Source organism: Lentzea californiensis, from assembly GCF_024648825.1.
GTDB lineage: Bacteria > Actinomycetota > Actinomycetes > Mycobacteriales > Pseudonocardiaceae > Lentzea > Lentzea californiensis.
On the sequence record NZ_JANBBE010000003.1, the window covers coordinates 441,000 to 460,072 of the forward strand.

Below are 19,073 nucleotides of genomic sequence, written 5' to 3' on the forward strand. Positions count from 1 at the left end.
TTGGTCGCCTCGTGGATCGCGAACGCCTGCACGTGGGCGTCCGACCCGTTGTTGCTCATGTGCTGCTGCAGCTCGCTCTGCGCCGACACCAGCGACAGACCGCCCTGCGTGTAGTCGATCAGCAGCACGTCCTTGCCGGGAGGCAGGTCTCCCAGGAACTCGTCGAAGTGCTGGTCGAGCATGTCCTGCTGCTGATCGGTCAGCGGCTCGGTCTTGGGCTTGCCGTCGGGTCCGTTGTACGCCGGGGCGAGGATCGAGTTCGGGTCGGAGGGCAGCGGCCGGAAGTTCGACAGCGGGATGGACACCGCGTCGTGACCCTGGTTCTGCAGCGCGGCGACCACGGCGGCCGGACTGCGGCCCAAGCCGACGTAGTTGAACTGCTCCGGCGGGTACTTGTTCGTGATGTCGGTGGCGAGGTCGTTCACCGCGTTCAGAACGTTCTGCTGTGCCTGGATGTTCTGCTCGGCCGCGACGCCCTGCATCTCGGCGCGGAAGTCCGCGGCGTTGTCGACGCCGTAGACCTCGGGCTTGCGGTTGCCGCCGCCCAGGCCGGCGTCGTAGAGCAACGGGTGGATCGCCGCCTCGACACTGGTGCGAGGCGGCACGGTGACCCCGTTGTCCGCCAGCCACTGCTTGGCCATGTACGGCGTCAGGCCGACAGTGGTGTTCTCGTCGACCCTGATGCCGACGAACTCCGACGCCGGGTTCGGCCCGTGCTTGAGGTCGCCGTTCGCGTCCGGCCAGTAACCCGAGTCGTTCTTCGGGTCCTGCGCCCGGTAGCTGTCCACCCGCTGCTCGACCGTCTGGAACTCGACGGCGTCCTCGTACACCGAGTCGGTGTCGCTGTCCGTGTCGCTGCCCGGGTTGTTGCCGGACCGCGGGCCCTGGCTGTTCGGCGCGGTCGTGACGACCGGCGCCACGACGAGGTCGGGAGTGGCGTTGGGGTTCGCCGTGGTGTTCGGGTTCGGCGCCGCCCCGGTGGGAGGCGCGGGAGCCGGCCGCGTCTGGGCGGGCGGCGGCGTGGCCGTGTCCGGGGTGGGCTTCGGCTGGACCGGGGGAGCACTGGTCTCGGGCTTCGGCGTGTTCGCCGCGGGAACGGCGGTGTCCGGCTTCGGCGCCGGCGTGTTCGCCGGCGGGACGTTCGTCGCCGGGGTGGGCGACGGCGTGTTCGCCGACGGCACGTTCGTCTCGGGCCTGGGGGCGGGGTTCGGGCTCGGCGAGGTGTTCGCCGGGGGAACGTTGGCTTCGTGCCTCGGAGACGGCGTGGGGGTGTTCGGGTTCGGCGTGCTGGCCGGCGGGACGTTCGTCTCCGGCCGCGGCGACGGCACGGCGGCGGGCGGCGTGTTCGTCGTCGGGTTGGCCGAAGGCGTGTTGGTGTTCGGCGTGGGCGACGGCGTGTTGACGGGCGGTGCGCTGACGGGCGGTGCGCTGACCGGCGGCGCGCTGACCGGCGGCGCCGGGCGCGTTTGCGCGGGCGGTGCGTCGGCGCGCGGCGGTTGTGCGGACGGCGTCGTCTCGGGACGGGGCGACGCCGTGTTCGCCGGCGGGACGTTGGTCACCGGGTTCGGCGCGGGTGGGTTGGCCGGCGGCGTGTTTGTCGTCGGGTTGGCCGAAGGCGTGTTGATGTTCGGCGTGGGCGACGGGGTGCTCACCGGCGGTGCCGGGCGCGTCTGCGCCGGGGGCGCGTCGGCGCGCGGCGGCTGCGCCGACGGCGTGGTGTCTGTGCGCGGCGACGGTGCGTTGGTCGTCGGGTTGGCCGAGGGCGTGTTGACGTTCGGCGTGGGCGACGGGGTGCTCACCGGCGGTGCCGGGCGCGTCTGCGCTGGGGGTGCGTCGGCGCGTGGCGGTTGGGCGGGCGGCGGCACGTTCGCCGCGGGAGGCGGCGTCGACACCGGCGGCGTGCTCGGGCGGGAGTGGGCCGGCGGCGCGGTGTTCGGGGTGGCCGCCGGGGGAGCGGTGGTGGCCGGAGGCGGGGACAGCGGCGTCGGCTTCGGCGCCGGAGGCGGCGTCGAGGGCGTCGTGGCCGGTGGGGCCTTGGTGATGGTGCTGTCCGGGGTCGGGGGCTTGGGCGCGTCGAACACGCCCTTCGCACCGCCGCCTGCAGGCGTGAACTTGTTGCCGCCGCGTTCGCCGCCGGTCGCGCCGGGGGTCGCCCCCGGTGCCATCGGCGGGGCCATGCCGGGTGCGGCCGAGGCGGGCGGCGTCACGCCGGGAGCCACGGCGCCGCCGCGCGGGCCCGCGCTCTGCGGCGGGGTCGAGGTGACGGCGCTCTGCGAGCCGGGCGTCGTCGGAGCCGGGGTGCCGGGAACACCGGGGACACTGGGAACCCCACCCGGCTTCGGTGCACCGCCAGGGGTGGCGCCGCCAGGAGGCGTGCCACCGGGAGTGGCGCCGCCAGGAGCCGTGCCACCGGGGGTGGAGCCGCCGGGGGTGGAGGGCGTCGTGCCACCGGCCGGCGGCATGACGGGCGTGGGCTTCGGCGCGGGCGGGGGCGTCGAGGGCGTCGTGGCCGGTGGGGCCTTGGTGATGGTGCTGTCCGGGGTCGGGGGCTTGGGCGCGTCGAACACGCCCTTCGCACCGCCGCCAGGAGGACTGAACTTGCTGCCGCCGCGGTCGCCGCCGGTCGCGCCGGGGGTGGCGCCGGGCGCCATCGGCGGGGCCATGCCGGGAGCCATGCCCGGAGGCGTCGCGCCGCCGCGCGAAGGAGACGTCACGGCGTTCTGCGGGCCGGGGGCGGACGTGGAGGGCTTGGTCCCCGCCGCGCCACCGGAGGTGCCGGGATCCTTGTAACCGGGCGCCGAGGGCGTGAAGGGCGCAGGGCCCTTGGCACCACCGGAGTTCGTGCCGCCGCCGGGAGTCGTGCCACCGCCGGGGGTCGTGCCCTTGCCACCGGGAGGCGTCGTGCCGCCGGGCGTCACGCCACCAGGAGGGGTCGCGCCGCCCTTGCCACCGGCGTTGCCGGGACCGGTGTATCCCGGTGCGGTGGGCGTGAAGGCGGCCGGGCCCTTGACGCCCGGAGTGGCGCCGCCCTTGCCGCCGGCGTTGCCGGGACCGGTGTAGCCGGGCGCGGTCGGGGTGAAGGCGGCCGGGCTCTTGACGCCCGGAGTGGCGCCGCCGCCCTTGCCGCCGGCGTTGCCGGGGGCGGTGTAGCCGGGTGCGGTGGGGGTGAAGGGCGCGGGACCCTTGGGACCGCCGGGAGTGGCACCGCCACCGCCCCTGGTGGTGGGAGGCGCTCCGACCGCGGATCCGCCGGACGTGTTCACGCCCGAGGTCGCGTTGCTGCCGCCACCCTTGATGTTCGGGGCCGCGCCGACAGCGCCACCACCGGGGCCCTTGACGCCGGGACTGGTGCCGCCGCCCTTGCCACCGGCGTTGCCGGGGGCGGTGTAGCCGGGTGCGGTGGGGGTGAAGGGCGCGGGCCCCTTGGTGCCGCCACCGGGCGGGTTGGCGCCGCCCTGGGTGGTGGGCACGGGTCCGACGGCGCCGCCGCCGGGACCCTTCCCGCCGCCGGTCGAGTTGACGCCGCCGCCCTTGGTGTTGGTGACGTTGCTGGCCTGGCCGCCGCCGGGTCCGGCCTTGCCGGTCGAGTTGACCCCGCCGCCCTGAGTGTTGTTGACGTTGCTGGCTTGACCGCCGCCGGGTCCCGCCTTGCCGGTCGAGTTGACCCCGCCGCCCTGAGTGTTGTTGACGTTGCTGGCCTGGCCGCCGCCGGGCTGCGCCTTGCCGGTCGAGTTGACGCCACCGCCCTGCGTGTTCTTCACGCCGGTCGCCGGGTCGATCGACTTCATGTTGTTCTGGTTGGTCGTGTCGACCTGCGTGGCCGTCTGGTGCGTGGCCTTGAGGTTGGCCTGGACGTCGCCGAACGCCTTGGCACCGCGGTCCGCCTGCGAGACGGCGTTGTCGTTCGAGTTGTTGAGCGCCGGCACCGCGAACAGGCCGATGGGGCCGAGTGCGTTGCCGCTGAAGTTCAGGCCCCGCAGGCCGGACGAGATGCTCGACAGCCGGGACCCCAGGTCGCCCGCCTTGTTCTGCAACCCCTGCATCGAGGAGTCGTTCATGGAGAAACCGGTGTTGCCGGTGGGGCCGCCTCCGCCCGTTCCGCTCGTGGGCGGCGCCGAGGGGGGAGGGTTCGCTCCCGGGTTCGACGACGGGTTCGGGTTGACGTTCCCCTTGGCCATGAGCGGCGATTCTCCAGAACTGCGTCAGAACAAGGCGGGATCACGGGGATCCCGGCTGTTGGCTGGGACTTACTCTGTCGGCCGGACGGAACGCTCGTGCGCGATGGTCGGCCGCAGAGGCTCCGCCGCGGCACCGCCGGCGACCTCGTAGGCAGTGGACGCCTGCAGCGGCTCGCTCGCCATGAGCGGGTTGACGCTCTCGTAGACGGGCTCGGCGTCGACGCGCGAGTACACCTCACGCTGCTGCGACGGCTCGAGAGCGTCGTACGCGTGCGACATCTGCGTGCGCGCGAGCGGCTCGTAACTCGACGAGGCCTGCAACGGCTCCGACGGCGTCTCCGGGCTGATGTACATCTCACGCGCCTGCATCGGCTGCACGGCCTCGTAGGCCGGCGTCCCCGACGTCATGCTCACGCCCGAGACCATCGTGGAGTCCGAAGCCTCCACGCGGGAGAACGCCATGGGCGCCTGGACGGCCTCGGCCCGCTGGAACGCCATGGGAGCCTCGACGGCTTCAGCCCGCTGGAACGCCATGGGGGCCTGAACCGCCTCAGCCCGCTGGAACGCCATGGGAGCCTGAACCGCCTCGGCCCGCTGGAACGCCTGCACCGGCTCGGTCGCGTGCACCGCCGCGGTGCGGGCCTGCAGCGGCTCGCCCGCGTCCATCGCCCGGTAAGCCTGCATCGGCTGTGCCGGCTCGGACACGGACATCGCCCGGTAAGCCTGAGTCGGCTGGAGGGGCTCCGCGTCCATCCGTGCGACCGCCTGCATCGGCTCGGCCGCCCGCGTCGCCCTGAGGGCCTGCATCGGCTCGGCGGCCTGCGTCGCCCTGAGTGCCTGCATCGGCTCGGTCGCGGCCGTCCGCCTGAGAGCCTGCATGGGCTCGGCGGCCACTGCTTCCGTCCGCCTGAGGGCCTGCATCGGCTCGCCCTGTTCCGTCGCCCGGAGAGGAGCGCTGGCGAGCGTCGCCTGGACGGTCCCCTCCTGCTGGACCGTGCCGACACGGGCGTTCACCATCGCCGCGCTCGCGGTGCCGGTGGCGTCCGCGGCGGTCTTGCCGTCGGTGGCACCCGGAGGCGTGTTGCCGCCACCGCCGGCGCCCCGGTTCTCCATCGCCTCGTCGATCTTCTTGTTGACGCCGTCCTGCGCCTTGTAGCCCTCGTAGGCGATCTCGGCGACGTCAGCGGAGTTCTCGAAGCGCTCCCAGCCCTTGCTGACCTTCTTCATGATGTCGTCGAGGTCGCCGATGCGCTTCATCTGCCGGCCCAGGGCGGCGACGACACGAGCCACGCGGGACGCGATGTTCACGCCCAGCGCGACCGCCTTGCCGACCGCGAAGCCGCCGAAGACCGCGATCGAGGTGCCGAAGGTCGGGATCATCATGGCGGCGGCGATGATCGCGCCACCGATCAGCGAACCGATCAGCTGGGCGATCAGGTCGCGGACGATGTCCCGCAGCACGGTGACGAGCATGCCCATGATCGCGACGATCTTGGCCTTGGACTCGACGGCGTTCGCGAGGTCGTCGAGCTCCTGGCCCATTCCGTCCATCGACGCCTTGTAGTTCTCGGACGCCGCGCCCGTCCAGCCGTCGAACGTCGCGAGACCGCTCCTGTGGTCCTCGGCCAGCACCCGCAGTTCGGCCGCGCGCGCCTTGTTGGCCTCGACGTTGGCCTGGATCTCCTCCGGGTTGCCCATCAGCTGGTTCAGGGCGTCACGCAGGAACGACACGTGCTCGATCAGCCAGCCGACACCGGCACCGATGATGCTGCCGAGCGGGTCGATCGCGAACATCACCGTGGCCGAAGCCGCGCCGATGGCGTTGAACGTGATGTCCAGCGCCTTCTCGGTCTCGCTCTCGGCGTCCTTGCTGATGCCGTCGATCAAGCTGCCGTAGGCCTCGATGAACAGCGAGCCCTTGAGCTTGTTCTCCTCGGTGATGTGCATCCCGGGAGGAGACGGGAGTGGAGTTTCAGGCGCGGTCATCGCTGTTCCTTACCAGGGCTGGTTGTCGTCGTCATCGTCGTCGGCCGCACCGCGACGGCCGCGGGCCGGTGCGGGCTGCGGAGCCGCCGCCGGCTTGCTGACCGGGGGAGCCGGAGCAGGTTCCGGCTCGTCGTCGACCTCGTCGTACGGGTCGGCGTCCTCTTCGACCTCGTCGTCCGGGATCGAGTCCGAGACCATCTGGTAGGCCTCGGTGCCCTCACCGAGCGGCTTGAAGAGCTCGAGGACCTGGGTGGCCGCCTGCTTCTGCGCGGCCCGTGCGGTCTCCAGGATCAGCGCGGTGAGCCTGGGCCCGCCGAGCTCGATCGCGCGGTGCCCCAGCTGCAGGTTCTGCAGGCCGCCGTTGGGCCCGACCGTCACGGTCACCGCGCCGTCCTTCGACGTCACGGTGGCGGAGGCCGCCGCGACGTTCTCCGTGAGGTTCTCCGATTTCTCCTTCAGGTCGGCCAGCTTGGCCTCGTACTCTTCGACCCACTGATAAGGGTTCGCGGGGTTCACACGGTCCTCCGGCGGCGGCGGTTCAACTGCGGTTCGGCTGTGACGCGTCAGATCACGCGAGCACGGCGCCGATTCGGGTGGCGATGCGGTCGTTGTCGGTCGGCGAGAGGCTGAGCCAGCCGTCCGAGTTGACCATCAGGTAACGGCCCTGGTGGGTGTCGAACCAGTTGATCACGACACCCGACCGCTGCCGGTCCTGGGTGACGCCGAACTGGCCGCCCGCGACGCGGTTCGAGGCGAGCTCACCGAACTGCTTCGCGTCCTGCGCGGACAGACCGGCCTGCTGCAGCGCGTCCTCGTCGTCCACCTTGCCGTCACCGAACAGGTCGTCGTCCGCGGTGGCCTCCTCGGCCTCCTTCAGCGCGACGGCGTCCTGGAGTGACTGCACCCGCACGTTCACCGCCGTGCCCGGACCGGGCACGGCGTCGGGCAGCACCTTGACGATCTCGCGGGCGATACCGGTCTCCCGGATCTCCAGCAGCCCGACCCGGTCGTCGTCGATGATCGCCAGCGCGGCGCGCTCACCGTTGGAGACGGCGAGCGCCCGCACCGTGCGGTCGAGACCGGCGACGGCGTCCACGGACACTTTGTGGTCGGCGAGCAGCCGCAGGAAGTCCTCGAGGCGGTGGTTGTCCACGAGACCCCGTGACCTCAGGTCGTCCATCGTCTTCGTGACGAGCACGCGGCGTTCCTGCTCGGTCGCACCCTCGTTCGGCACGTCGAGCGGGTAGGGCACCCTGCCGAGCCGCAGGTCGTGCCACAGGACGTCGAACTCGCGGGGCGAGAGCAGGAACTCGGGCGTGATCAAGACGACTCGGTCCCCTTCTGCTTCTTGACCTTCGCGGCACCGATCACCGACGGGGGCAGGTTCTCACCGGGGACCTCGAACAGGTCGCCGCCCATGATGTAGCTGGCGGAACGGTGTTCCTTGTCCTCCTCGCCACGACCACCGGCTCCGGGAGCACCGCCCATCGGCGCGCCCGCGCCCATGCCGGCACCGGCCGCCGCGACGCCACCGGGACCCATGCCCATCGGCATGCCGCCACGGCCTGCCTGGCCCTGGACACCGGCCGCGCCACCGGACTGCATCGCGCCACCACCGGCACCCGCGGTACCACCCGCGCCGCCGCCGAACGCGCCGCCACCGCCACCGCCGCCACCACCGCCGGGACCCATCTGCGGGGTGTACGGCATGGGGCCCTTCATGCCCGCGCCGCCGCCGGCGCCACCACCGGCACCGCCACCGCCGCCACCACCGGCGCCGCCGCCCGCGCCACCGGGACCGTTGTAACCGGGCGCCGTCGGCGTGTAGGGAGCGGGACCACCCTTGATGTTCTGCGGGGTGTAGTTCGGGTTCGCGAGGTCGCGGCCGACGACCGGGGCCTTCGGGACGTTGCCGCCACCGGTGTTCGTCTTGCCGCCGGGACCCATCTGCGGCGTGTAGCCCGGCGCGGTCGGGGTGTAGGGCGCGGGACCGCCGCTGCCACCACTGCTGCCGCTGGTGTACGTGCTGCCGGGGTTGTAGCCCGGGGCGGTCGGCGTGTAGGCCGCCGCGGTGTTCGTGTTCGTGTTGCCCATCTGAGGCGTGTAGCTGCTGCCGCCACCCGCGCCGCCGCCACCGGGTCCCGCGTAGCCGGGAGCGGAAGGCGTGTAGGCCGCCGCGGCGGGCTGGTTCACGCCGCTGCCACCGCCTGCGCCGCCGTAGCCGCTGCCCGCGCCGCTGTTGGGCACGCCGCTGGTGCTGGAACCCTGCTGCTGGGCGAGCGGAGCAGCCGTCGCCGTGCCGGCACTCGCCGTCTGGGTGGACATGAGGCCGTCCACACCGTTGTTCAGTGCGACCGCGCCGGAGCGCGGCACCGCCATGACCGGTTCCTCGACCTTGCCGGTGTTCGGGTTGAACGGCGGCTTGAAGGCGGGCGTCGACGAGTCGATCTGCCGGGAGTTGTTCTCCATGTTGGTCATCACGCCGACCGCCTGGTCGTGCGCGGCGCGCGAGGCGGCGTTGGCGACCGCGATGTCGGCGGAGGCCAGCACGAAGGCGGGCGTGCCGGGCTGGGAGAGCGCGGCCGCGGCCTTGTTCCAGTCGAACTGGACGGGCTGGGGCATCTGCGCCCTGGCGGTCTCCATGACACGGCCCTGGTCGGCGACCTTGTTGCCGACCTCGACGGCCGTGCGCGCGGTCTCGTCGACCCAGGTTCCGAGCTTCTTCATCGCGGCGCGGGCTGCCTCGGCGGCGTCACCGGTCCACTTCGACTCGGACGAGGTGATGACCGAGTTGATGACTCGGGACGCCTCGGTCAGCTCGTTGCCGTACTTGCCCCACTCGGAGCTGATCTGGCCGGCCTGACCGGGGTCGTTGTTGTTGTGCACCGCTGCGTACAGCTCTTGGTGCGATCGGGACGCCCAGTTCTGCGGGTCCGTGAGGACCGGGACGTTCTCGACTTCGCTCGGGTCGGTCTCGGGGGGCATGACCGGCTCGCCTCTCACTCCGTTGGATCAGCTGGCCTCGAGATCAGCTGTTACCCATGTGCTTCTTCAGTTCGGCCTGCTGGTCCTCGTCGAGCCGGGTGAAGTTGCCGACCGCCTCGACGATCGAGTTCTTCGTCTGCTCCAGAACCGTGCGGTACGCGGTCATGACACTGACGAACGAGTACTGCTCACCCTCGGCACGATGGGTGAACTTGTCGCGCATCTTGTCGCCGACGGGGTTCGCTCCGAGCGGCGCCGGACGCGCGATGCTCGAGTTGGCACGTTCGATCCAGGAGTCGACCTGGTCGATCTGGGCCTGGAACTGCTTGCGTAGTTCCTCGCCCGCGTCCGGGTCGATCTGCACCTGACCCGAGCTGACGGTGTCCCCGAGCGGGACAGCGTCTTTGTCACCGACGATGTACATGCGGGCAGTATCGGGTGTCTTTTGGCTCAATGCTCACTTTGCGGCGTGCGAGTTACCAATTGAGACCGGGCTTCACAATGCGTTGCCGCGGACCGAAACGGGCCACTAACAGGTGAACATGGTGTAACGGCCGTGATCGTTTGCGCTGGTTGTGGGAGCGCTCTCGGTGCGCTGCCCGTTCGGGCTCTCGATCTCTGTTCACATCCCTGGAACGGCCCTTGACGCGGGGCTGTTGTGACCCAAATCACATGGGCCATTAACCGGGATTTAGGGCTCTCTTGAGGTCCGTCACCAGCTGGTTCGGCGTTCACCGGATCGGCTGAATCGTCGGACCCGCACAAGAGCACGGGCGCACTCCGGAGAGTACGCCCGTCTTGCCCGTTTCGGATCATTGTTGTGCGCTGCGACGCACCGCGTTCGCCTTCAGGCCAGCACCGCGTCGATCCGCGTCGCGATCCGGTCGTTGTCGGTGGGCGACAGGCTGAGCCAGCCGTCGGAGCGGACCATCAGGTACCGGCCCTGGTGGGTGTCGAACCAGTTGATCACCACGTCGGCGCGGTGTCGCCCGTGCGTGACGCCGAACTGGCCGCCCGCGACCCGGTTCTGCGCCAGCTCGTCCATCTGGCGCGCGTCCTGCGCGGACAGCCCGGCCTTCAGCAACGCCTCGCGGTCGTCGAGCTCCTCGTCGGCCGCGCCCCACGGGTCCTCGGAGTCCTCCTCCTGCTCGGCCTCCTGCAGTGCGACTGCCTGCTGCAACGTCTCCAGCCGCACGGACAGCGCGCTGCCGGGGCCCGCCACACCCTCGGGCAGCACGCGGACGATCTCGCGGGCGAGCGAGGTGGCCCTGATCTCCGAGAGGCCGACGTTCTCGCCGTCGATGACGGCGAGAACGGCCTGGTCGCCGCTGGACGCGGCCAGCGCCCGCACCGTCCGGTCGAGCCCGGCGACGGCGTCCACGGACACCTCGTGGTCGCCGAGCACCCGCAGCAGGTCCTCCAGCCGCACGTCGTCGGCGATGCCGCGCCGGCGCAGGCCGGCGATGGTCCTGTCCTGCAGGGCCTTCACGTCCTGCTCGGTCGCTCCTTCGCTGGGCACGTCGAGCGGGTACGGCATTCTGCCGAGCCGCAGCGTCTGCCACAGCACCTCGAACTCGCGGGTCGACAGCAAGTACTCGGGCGTGATCACGAGTGCTCGGAACCTTTCTGCTCTGCCTGCTTTGCGCGCAGTATCGAGCAGAATTGGGGCATCCGTTCACCATTGAGCGATTACGCACCCGGTTGAGACGAATGTTCACAATCTGTCGTGGTCCGGGGAATCGGGCAGGTTCCGGGCGGGCGCCGACGGCGTGAACGCTTGTTTCCCCAGGTTCCGAGAGCGCTTTCAGCACGTGAACAGGGCAGACGCGCGGCGCCCGTTCACACGCCCGCGCCGGCCGGATCTGCCGGAGTGCTGTGACCCAAATCACTTGGGGTGCGCGACACGTAGTTTCCTCGATAACTTCAGTGTCGACCAAAAAAACTGGTTCCGGCGTTCGGCAAGGCACCCACGCGGATGTGAAGATCAGCGGGTGACCGTCTCCTCGTGGGCACCCCTGCGCCGCAAGGCGTTCCGTGCGCTGTGGCTCGCCCAGTTCGCCTCCAACATCGGCACGTGGGCGCAGACCGTCGGCGCTCAATGGCTCATGGGTGACCTCGGCGGCAGCGCCCTGCAGGTCGCGCTCGTCCAGACCGCCACGACGCTGCCGGTGTTCCTGCTCGTGGTGCCGTCCGGGGCGCTGGGCGACATCCTCGACCGGCGCCAGGTGCTGATCACCGGTCAGGCGTTGATGCTGGCGGGCGCGGGCGGGCTGATGCTGCTCGCGGGCACCGGCAGGGCCACACCGGCGAGCCTGCTGGGGCTGCTCGCGCTGATGGCGATCGGGCAGGCGTTGTCGATGCCGTCGTTCCAGGCGATCCAGCCGGAACTGGTGTCTCGCGAGGAGATCCCGCAGGCCGCGCTGCTCAACGGCGTCAACATGAACGTCGGGCGCGCCATCGGGCCCGCGCTCGGCGGGTTGCTGATCGCGCTGGCGGGGCCGGAGGCGACGTTCGCCTTCAACACGGTGAGCTTCTTCGGCGTGCTGATCGTGCTCACGCGGTGGAAGCGGCCGTCGGACCACCGGCCGCTCGGCGCGGAGCACATCACGACCGCGATGCGGACGGGCGCGCGGTACGTGGCCAGTTCGCCGCTGTTCCGGCGCGTGCTCACGCGGCTGATGTTGTTCATCGTGTTCGGCAGCGGGTTGTGGGCGCTGCTGCCGGCGATCGCGCGCGGGCCGTTGCGGCTCGACGCCAGCGGGTACGGCGTGTTGCTCGGCAGCGTCGGGGCGGGGGCGATCGGCGGCGCGTTCGTGGTGCCGAAACTGTTGCGGCGCATGAGCAAGAACCGGATGGTCCTGATCGCGACGTTCGTCTACGCGGGAGCGACGAGCACGGCGGTGCTGACGCAGAGCTTCGCGCTGGTGATCGTGGCGATGCTGCTGACGGGGGCCTGCTGGATCGCCACCCTGTCGACGTTCAACGCCACCGCGCAGGTCCTGCTGCCCGCGTGGACACGGGCGCGGGCGCTGGCCTACTACCAGCTGATCCTCATGGGCGGGCAGGCGCTGGGCGCGGTCGTGTGGGGTGCCATCGCGGACGCGTACAGCCTGCAGGTGGCCATGATCGTGCCCGCGGTGGCGATGGTCGTGCTGGCGCTCGCGGCGACCAGGTGGCTGCCGCTGAACGACCGGCCGCTCGACGTCAGCCCCGCCACGTACTGGGAGGAGCCACCGGAGATCACCGACACCGCCGCCGGCCCCGTCCTCGTCACCGTGGAGTGGCCCGTGGCGCCGGAGAACGAGGACGCGTTCATCGACGCCATGCAGCGCGTCGGCAGGGCCCGCAGGCGCACCGGGGCGACGATGTGGGGGTTGTTCCGGGACACCGAGCAACCCGAGACGTTCCTGGAGACCTTCACCGTGGCGACGTGGCAGGAGCACCTGCGCCAGCACGTCGAACGCGGCACCGTCGTGGACCAGCAGAACCAGGACACGGCACGGGCGCTGGCCAAGGGACCCGCGCACGTGCGGCACCTGCTGTTCGCCGAGCCGGCGAAGCCGGACCAGTGAGCTCTTCCATAGCAGCGCGCTATGAGCGGAAGGGATGATTCCGAGGCGGCGGCCGGTGTGACGCTCGGGGGCACCTCGAACCCTGCGGAGGAACCCCGATGAGATCACTCGCCCTGGTCATTGCCCTGCTGGCCGGGTTGCCGGCCCCTGCCGCGGCGCAGGCCGCCGCGGCAGGCGCGCCGAACAGCCCGCTGTTACCGCCCGCCGTCGCCAGGACCATCCTGCACGCCGGGCCCGACTCGACGATCTACACCGCCGCCGTCGCCGACTACCCGGCCGAGCTGCGCGCGTTGACCCGCCTGCTCGACACTTACACCAGCGCCGACGACGCGGCCGTGCACGCCGGCATGCTGCTGCTTTACTACAGCCACGCCCAGCCGGAGTTCCTCGCCGCGGTGCGCGCCGAGCCGGAGGTCCTGCGGGCGCTGCGCCGGTTCGTGGTGGGGCACCTGGACCTGTTCGGCACCGACCGCCAGTACCTCGTCCAGAACGCGACCCGCGAGCTGGGCAGGTTCTTGCAGCACGAGGACATCGCGCCGCGCGTGCGGCCGTTGCTCGCGGACATGGCTTCGCGCGGTGACGTCGTCGGCCGGCTCGCCCCGCTGTGGGTGGGCGTCGCGGAGATGGCCGACTGGTACGACAAGGCGAACTGCCGCCGGTACGGCACGTGCGATTTCCGCGCCCAGATCGACCGCCGCGTCCTGACCGTCCGGCACACCTGCAATGCCACGCTGAAGATCCGCGCCCAGCAGCTCACCAGCACCCAGCTGCGCCAGACCTGCGCGTCGCTCGCCGGGCAGGACGCGGTGTTCCACCGGGTCGTGCGCGATCCGGGACCCGTTGCCGGTGACCAGAACACGTCACTCGAGGTCGTCGTCTTCAACACCGGCGACGACTACCGGACGTACGCCGGGGTGCTGTTCGACATCTCCACGAACAACGGCGGCATGTACCTCGAAGGCGACCCGGCGCTGAACCAGGCCCGGTTCATCGCGCACGAGGCCGACTGGCTGCCCACGTTCGCGATCTGGAACCTCAACCACGAATACACCCACTACCTCGACGGCCGGTTCGACCTGCACGGCGACTTCGAGGAGAACATGACCACGCCGACGGTGTGGTGGATCGAGGGCTTCGCCGAGCACCTCTCGTACAGCTACCGGGGCGAGACCTACACCGCCGCGCTGGCCGAGGCGAAGAACCGGACGTACGCGCTGAGCACGCTGTTCGGCACCACCTACGACCACGACGCCAAACGGGTCTACAACTGGGGTTACCTGGCCGTCAGGTACCTCGTGGAGAAGCACCCGGCCGACGTCGCGGCGGTGCTGGCGGACTACCGGGCAGGGGACTGGGCGGGCGCCCGGGACCACCTGACGCGGGTGATCGGCGACCGCTACGACGCCGACTGGTACACGTGGCTCGGCTCGCTGTCGGCCGCGAACTGAGCCGCGCCGATCAGCCGGACGCGGTGAGGGCCGCGCCCCGTTCCTCCCACCAGGGCCGGAACACCGGGCTGGCGAGCGCCTGGTCCGAATAGGCACCGAGCACCTCGGCGAACACGCGGCTGGCCTGACTCCAGGTCAGCCGCTCCCGCCGCCACGCGAACACCAGCCGCATCCGCATCGGCGCCCCCGCCAGCGGCCGCACCGCCACACCGGGTCCGCCCTGCGACGTCGGCTCGACCAGCTGCACCGCCTTGCCCGCCGCGATCAGCTGACGGCCCGCACCGCTTGGCATCTCGAACCGGATCCGCGGCACGAACCCCACGGCCCGGCAGGCCGCGCGCAACGACGTCAACGAGCCGTCCTCGGCACCGGGCGGCCCCACCCACGACTCCCCGGCCAGGTCGGCCAGCTCCACCTCTGTCTTCGAAGCAAGCCGGTGAGCAGCGGGAATGGCGATGTACACCGGTACCCACGGCACGACGACCCGCTGCGCCACCCCGCGCGGCAGTCCCAGGTCGGCGTCCTCGTCCACCGCGATCACCGCCGCGTCGAGGTGGCCGTTCGCCAGTGCCAGCGCCAGCCCGGTCGAGGACGGGTCGACCACGAGCGTGATGTCCGTGAGCACCTCCTCCAGCCGGGTGTACAGCGAGGCGACGCACTCCATGTGCACCGAGCCGAGACGAGACGGTCCGTCTCGCTGGGTCATGTCCGAGCCGAACGCGTCCAGCTCGACCAGCAGCAACCGGGCCCGTTGCAGCATCTGCGCGCCCAGCGCCGTGGGTTCGGCGCCGGCGCGGCCGCGGTCGAAGAGCTTGCCGCCGACCAGGCGTTCCACCCGCTGCAGCAGGGTGGTGAGCGAGGGCTGGGAGATGCCGAGCTGCGTGGCCGCGCGCGACAGGCTGCCCGCGTCGCCGATGGCGCAGATCGCCCGCAGGTGCCGGATCTCCAGTTCCATAGCCTGAGGCTATCCCCGATCCGGATTGGCGAGACCCCTCCGAGAGGAGGGAGGGTGGCAGGAAGGACCACTCTGAGAGGACGCGAATTGGCTCGGACACGCCGCGACATGGCGAAACTGGTGGACGCGGACGGTTTCCGCTCGTACATCCGCGACGGCTGGGGTGACTGGGACAGTGCCGTCGACCTGCCCCAGGGCACCGCGGAGGCGGCCGCCGCCCACCGCGCCAGGCTCGTGCAGGCGCTGCCCGGCAAGCGGATCGCGCTGGCCGCCGGGCGCGCGCACGTCCGGTCCAACGACACGTTCCACGAGTTCCGCGCCGACAGCGACTTCGTGTGGTTGACCGGCTGCCAGGTCGAGGGCGCGGTGCTGGTGCTGACCGGCGACGACGCCACGCTGTTCGTACCGGTGCCGAGCGAGACCCACAGCGTCGACTTCTTCGGCGACGCCGACCGCAGCCCGTTCTGGATCGGCGCCGCAGCCGGCCCGAAGGAGTGGGGACAGGCGCTCGGCATCACGGCCCGTCCGATCGAGGACCTCGCGAACGCCCTGCGCGGCCGCCACCCGGAGACGCTCGTCGCCAAGGGCGTCGACCCGCTGCTCGACGCGCTGAGCGGTTCGCACAGCGACGAGCTGCGCACCGTGCTCGCCGAGCTGCGCCGGATCAAGGACGACTGGGAGGTCGACCAGCTCCGCCAGGCCGTCGACGCGTCGGTCAAGGGCTTCGCCGACGTCGCCATGGAGCTCGGCCAGGCCGTGCGCGGCGGAGGAGAGCGCTGGCTGCAGGGCACGTTCGACCGCCGTGCCCGCACCGAGGGCAAGGGCCCCGGCTACACCTCGATCGTCGCCGCCGGCCCGCACGCCCCGGTCCTGCACTGGACGCGCTGCGACGGCCGCGTGGACGAAGCCGACCTGCTGCTGCTCGACGCCGGTGTCGAGATGAACTCCCTCTACACCGCCGACGTCACCCGGACGTTCCCGGTCAGCGGTGAGTTCAGCGCGCCGCAGCGCCAGGTGTACGACCTCGTGCTGAAGTCGCACGTCGCCGCGCTCGCGGAAGTGCGGCCGGGCAACGACTACAGCGCGTTCCACCACACGGCGATGCGCGTGCTCGCCGAGGGTCTGCACGACTGGGGCCTGCTGCCGGTCAGCGTCGACAAGGCGCTCGACCCGTCCGGCCAGCACCACCGCCGCTACATCGTCTGCGGCACCGGGCACTTCCTCGGGCTCGACGTGCACGACTGCGCCGACGCCCGCCAGGAGACCTACCAGCAGGGCATCCTGGAACGCGGCATGGCGCTCACGGTCGAACCCGGCCTGTACTTCCACCCGAACGACGAGACGCTGCCGCCGGAGCTGCGCGGCATCGGCGTGCGCATCGAGGACGACCTGGTCGTCACCTCGACCGGCGCGGACGTCCTGTCCGACTCGCTGCCGATCGAGGCCGACGACGTCGCCGCGTGGGTGCGCAAGCAGCGCTCCTGACCTGGGTACGTGGTTGATGAGGGGAGCTTTCATAAACGTCAGGTTTATGAAAGCTCCCCTCATCAACCGCCTAAGTGGACGGAGTGGAGCGGGCCCAGGCGAACGTGAGTTCCACGGCCCGCTTCCAGTTCGCGTACTCGTCCTCGCGGTGCCGGGCGTCCATCGCCGGGTTCCACCGCGCGGCCAGGTGCCAGTTCCTCCGCAACCCCTCCAGGTCCGGCCAGTACCCGGCGGCCAGACCCGCGGCGTACGCGGCGCCCAGTGACACCGTCTCCGCCACCAGCGGCCGCATCACCGGGATGTCCAGCACGTCGGCGAGGAACTGCATCAGGAGGTGGTCGGCGGTCATCCCGCCGTCCACCTTCAACACCGGCGTCGGCACGCCGAGGTCGGCGTTCATCGCGTCGACCACCTCGCGCGTCTGCCAGCCCGTCGCCTCCAGCACGGCGCGCGCCAGGTGTCCCTTGTTGATGTACGACGTCAGCCCGACGACGAGCCCGCGCGCCTGCGAGAGCCAGTGCGGCGCGAACAACCCCGAGAACGCCGGCACGATGTAGCAGCCGCCGTTGTCCTTCACCGTGCGCGCCAGCGTCTCGATCTCCGGCGCGCTGTGGATCAGTCCGAGGTTGTCGCGGAACCACTGCACCAGCGAACCGGCGACGGCGATCGAGCCCTCCAGCGCGTAGGTCGGTTCACCGCCGATCTGGTAGCCGATCGTCGTCAGCAGCCCGTGCTTCGACCGCACCAACTCGTTCCCGGTGTTCATCAGCAGGAACCCGCCGGTGCCGTACGTGCCCTTGATCGACCCCTTCTCGAAGCAGGTCTGCCCGAACAGGGCCGCGTGCTGGTCACCCAGAGCCGCGGTGATCGGGATGCCCGGCACCACCCGCGTGGTCTTGCCGTGGATCTCGGACGACGGACGGATCTCCGGCAGCATCGACGACGGCACGCCGAAGAACTCCAGCAGCATCGGATCCCATTGCCGCGTCGAGAGGTTCATCAGCATCGTCCGCGACGCGTTGGTGACGTCCGTGACGTGCAGGCCGCCGCTGACGCCGCCGGTGAGGTTCCAGATCAGCCAGGTGTCCATGGTGCCGAACAGGACGTCGCCGCGGTCGGCCTTCGCGCGCAGCCCTGCCACGTTGTCGAGCATCCAGCGCAGCGACGGCGCCGAGAAGTACGTCGCGAGCGGCAGACCGCAGCGGTCGCGGACCTCCTCGATGCCCTGCTTCTTCCCGAGCTCGGTGACGAGCTCCTCGGTGCGGATGTCCTCCCAGACGATCGCGCGTCCGATCGGGACACCCGTGTGCCGGTCCCACAGCACGAACGTCTCGCGCTGGTTCGTGATGCCCATCGCGACGACCTGGTCGGCGCTGATCCCCGCCTGCCGCAACGCCTGCGGCACGATCCGGTCGACGTTGCGCCAGATCTCGACGGCGTCCTGCTCGACCCAGCCCGGCCGCGGGTGGTACTGCCGGTGCTCGCGCTGGGCGACCGCGACGAGGCGGGCGTTCTGGTCGAACACGATGCAGCGCGTCGACGTCGTGCCCTGGTCGATCGCCATTACGAACCGTTGCACGGCGAGCCCTTCAGTTCTCGTCGACAAGAGAGGTGGTGACGGATTCCGCGGCCTGCACGACCTGGCGCACCAGCGTCGCACGCGGACGTCCCGTGGAGTCGCACAGCCGGTCCGCCGCGCCGGAGATGCCGATCGCGCCGATCACGAGCCCACCGGGGATGCGGATGGGTGCGGCGATGCTCGCCTCACCCGGCATGTACTCCTCGGCCTCGCCCGCCCAGCCCTGCCCGCGCACCTCGGTCAGCACGCGCTCCAGCATCTGGGTGCGCGTGATCGTCCTGCGCGTCAACGACGTGAGCTCCCGCCGGCGTGCGGCCGCCGACAGGTCCGGGTCGTAGGCGAGCAGCACCTTGCCGAGCGCCGTGGCGTGCAACGGCAGCATCGCGCCGATGCCGAGTGTCTGCACGGAGTCATCGGGACGGAACACGTGGTGCACGACGAGCACGGCGCCGTCGTGGTGCATGCCGATCCTGACCTCCTGGCTGCTTCGCGAGGCGAGCGTGTCGGCCCAGTTGATCGATCGAGAACGCAGCTCGTTCGCGTCGAGGTAGGACGTTCCCAGGTGCAGCAGCGCGGCGCCGAGCCGGTAGCGCCCCGTCGTCTGGTCCTGCTCGACGAACTCGACCCGTTGCAGCGTGCGGAGAATCCCGTGCGCGGTGCCCCGCGCGAGACCGAGCGAGTCGGCGATCTCCGTGAGACCGTGGTGGCCGGAGCCACGCGCGAGCAGCCGCAGCACGGCTGCGGCTCGTTCGATCGACTGGATGGGTCCCGGCACGCGTGAAACGTAATTGAGACGACCCGTGTCGGCAATGTCGAACAGCTAGGGCACCCGTCACCCCTGGAAACAAGCCTGAAACGCCTTGTCTGCGCGCAGCGTGACCACTC

The 19,073-nt window shown here is 71.0% G+C and carries 13 protein-coding genes (1 of these 13 only partly in view); 3 read left to right on the plus strand and 10 right to left on the minus strand.

The features are described 5' to 3' along the window. The 7 genes from LX88_RS16335 to LX88_RS16365 form a co-directional block, all read right to left on the minus strand. A protein-coding gene (locus LX88_RS16335; protein ID WP_258948629.1) for a hypothetical protein crosses the window boundary here: on the minus strand, positions 1-4,178 show its beginning. It extends 25,630 nt beyond the left edge of the window; 4,178 of the gene's 29,808 nt are visible here — the first part of the coding sequence; its start codon is at positions 4,176-4,178; the stop codon falls past the left edge of the window. Positions 4,179-4,247: 69 nt separating this feature from the next. Then, complete coding sequence (locus tag LX88_RS16340) at positions 4,248-6,164, minus strand: glutamate-rich protein 5 (protein WP_258948630.1); 1,917 nt, start codon at positions 6,162-6,164, stop codon at positions 4,248-4,250. Positions 6,165-6,173: 9 nt separating this feature from the next. Then, complete coding sequence (locus LX88_RS16345; protein ID WP_258948631.1) at positions 6,174-6,680, minus strand: YbaB/EbfC family nucleoid-associated protein; 507 nt, start codon at positions 6,678-6,680, stop codon at positions 6,174-6,176. A gap of 52 nt (positions 6,681-6,732) precedes the next feature. Beyond that, on the minus strand, positions 6,733-7,488 hold the full coding sequence (locus tag LX88_RS16350) for an ESX secretion-associated protein EspG (RefSeq protein WP_258948632.1): 756 nt from the start codon (positions 7,486-7,488) through the stop codon (positions 6,733-6,735). Beyond that, a complete protein-coding gene (locus LX88_RS16355) occupies positions 7,485-9,149 on the minus strand; it encodes a PPE domain-containing protein (RefSeq protein WP_258948633.1) in 1,665 nt (554 codons plus the stop codon). The genes LX88_RS16350 and LX88_RS16355 overlap by 4 nt, the downstream gene beginning before the upstream one ends. Positions 9,150-9,192: 43 nt before the next feature. Beyond that, complete coding sequence (locus LX88_RS16360) at positions 9,193-9,573, minus strand: hypothetical protein (RefSeq protein WP_090064065.1); 381 nt, start codon at positions 9,571-9,573, stop codon at positions 9,193-9,195. A gap of 423 nt (positions 9,574-9,996) precedes the next feature. Next, on the minus strand, positions 9,997-10,758 hold the full coding sequence (locus LX88_RS16365) for an ESX secretion-associated protein EspG (RefSeq protein WP_258948634.1): 762 nt from the start codon (positions 10,756-10,758) through the stop codon (positions 9,997-9,999). Between the two features lie 382 nt (positions 10,759-11,140). Between LX88_RS16365 and LX88_RS16370 the strand changes: the two genes are divergently transcribed. Further along, positions 11,141-12,721, plus strand: coding sequence for an MFS transporter (locus tag LX88_RS16370; RefSeq protein ID WP_258948635.1), 1,581 nt, complete (start codon positions 11,141-11,143; stop codon positions 12,719-12,721). Positions 12,722-12,819: 98 nt separating this feature from the next. Then, positions 12,820-14,169, plus strand: coding sequence for a collagenase (locus tag LX88_RS16375; protein WP_258948636.1), 1,350 nt, complete (start codon positions 12,820-12,822; stop codon positions 14,167-14,169). A 10-nt stretch (positions 14,170-14,179) separates the two neighbouring features. Here LX88_RS16375 and LX88_RS16380 read toward each other — a convergent pair whose 3' ends face one another. Next, positions 14,180-15,124, minus strand: coding sequence for a LysR family transcriptional regulator (locus tag LX88_RS16380; RefSeq protein WP_090064069.1), 945 nt, complete (start codon positions 15,122-15,124; stop codon positions 14,180-14,182). A gap of 108 nt (positions 15,125-15,232) precedes the next feature. On the opposite strand from LX88_RS16380, the gene LX88_RS16385 reads away from it, so the two are divergent. After that, positions 15,233-16,609 (plus strand): aminopeptidase P family protein, encoded by a 1,377-nt coding sequence (locus LX88_RS16385; RefSeq protein WP_258948730.1) that lies wholly within the window; start codon positions 15,233-15,235, stop codon positions 16,607-16,609. Positions 16,610-16,679: 70 nt separating this feature from the next. Here the strand turns inward: LX88_RS16385 and glpK are convergent, their stop codons facing one another. Together glpK and LX88_RS16395 are read right to left on the minus strand one after the other, a co-directional pair. Beyond that, positions 16,680-18,173, minus strand: a complete 1,494-nt coding sequence (glpK, locus tag LX88_RS16390) for a glycerol kinase GlpK (protein ID WP_258948731.1) — start codon at positions 18,171-18,173, stop codon at positions 16,680-16,682. 25 nt (positions 18,174-18,198) lie between these two features. Further along, positions 18,199-18,963 carry an IclR family transcriptional regulator gene (locus tag LX88_RS16395; protein ID WP_258948637.1) on the minus strand — a complete coding sequence of 255 codons (765 nt, stop codon included), beginning with the start codon at positions 18,961-18,963 and terminating at the stop codon, positions 18,199-18,201. Positions 18,964-19,073 lie beyond the last annotated feature (110 nt).

Bases quoted from the DNA above. Each gene is read 5' to 3' on its own strand.
- LX88_RS16340 (WP_258948630.1), bottom strand. From the start codon at position 6,164: ATGACCGCGCCTGAAACTCCACTCCCGTCTCCTCCCGGGATGCACATC.
- LX88_RS16355 (WP_258948633.1), bottom strand. From the start codon at position 9,149: ATGCCCCCCGAGACCGACCCGAGCGAAGTCGAGAACGTCCCGGTCCTC.
- LX88_RS16360 (WP_090064065.1), bottom strand. From the start codon at position 9,573: ATGTACATCGTCGGTGACAAAGACGCTGTCCCGCTCGGGGACACCGTC.
- LX88_RS16375 (WP_258948636.1), top strand. From the start codon at position 12,820: ATGAGATCACTCGCCCTGGTCATTGCCCTGCTGGCCGGGTTGCCGGCC.
- LX88_RS16380 (WP_090064069.1), bottom strand. From the start codon at position 15,124: ATGGAACTGGAGATCCGGCACCTGCGGGCGATCTGCGCCATCGGCGAC.
- LX88_RS16385 (WP_258948730.1), top strand. From the start codon at position 15,233: ATGGCGAAACTGGTGGACGCGGACGGTTTCCGCTCGTACATCCGCGAC.
- glpK (WP_258948731.1), bottom strand. From the start codon at position 18,173: ATGGCGATCGACCAGGGCACGACGTCGACGCGCTGCATCGTGTTCGAC.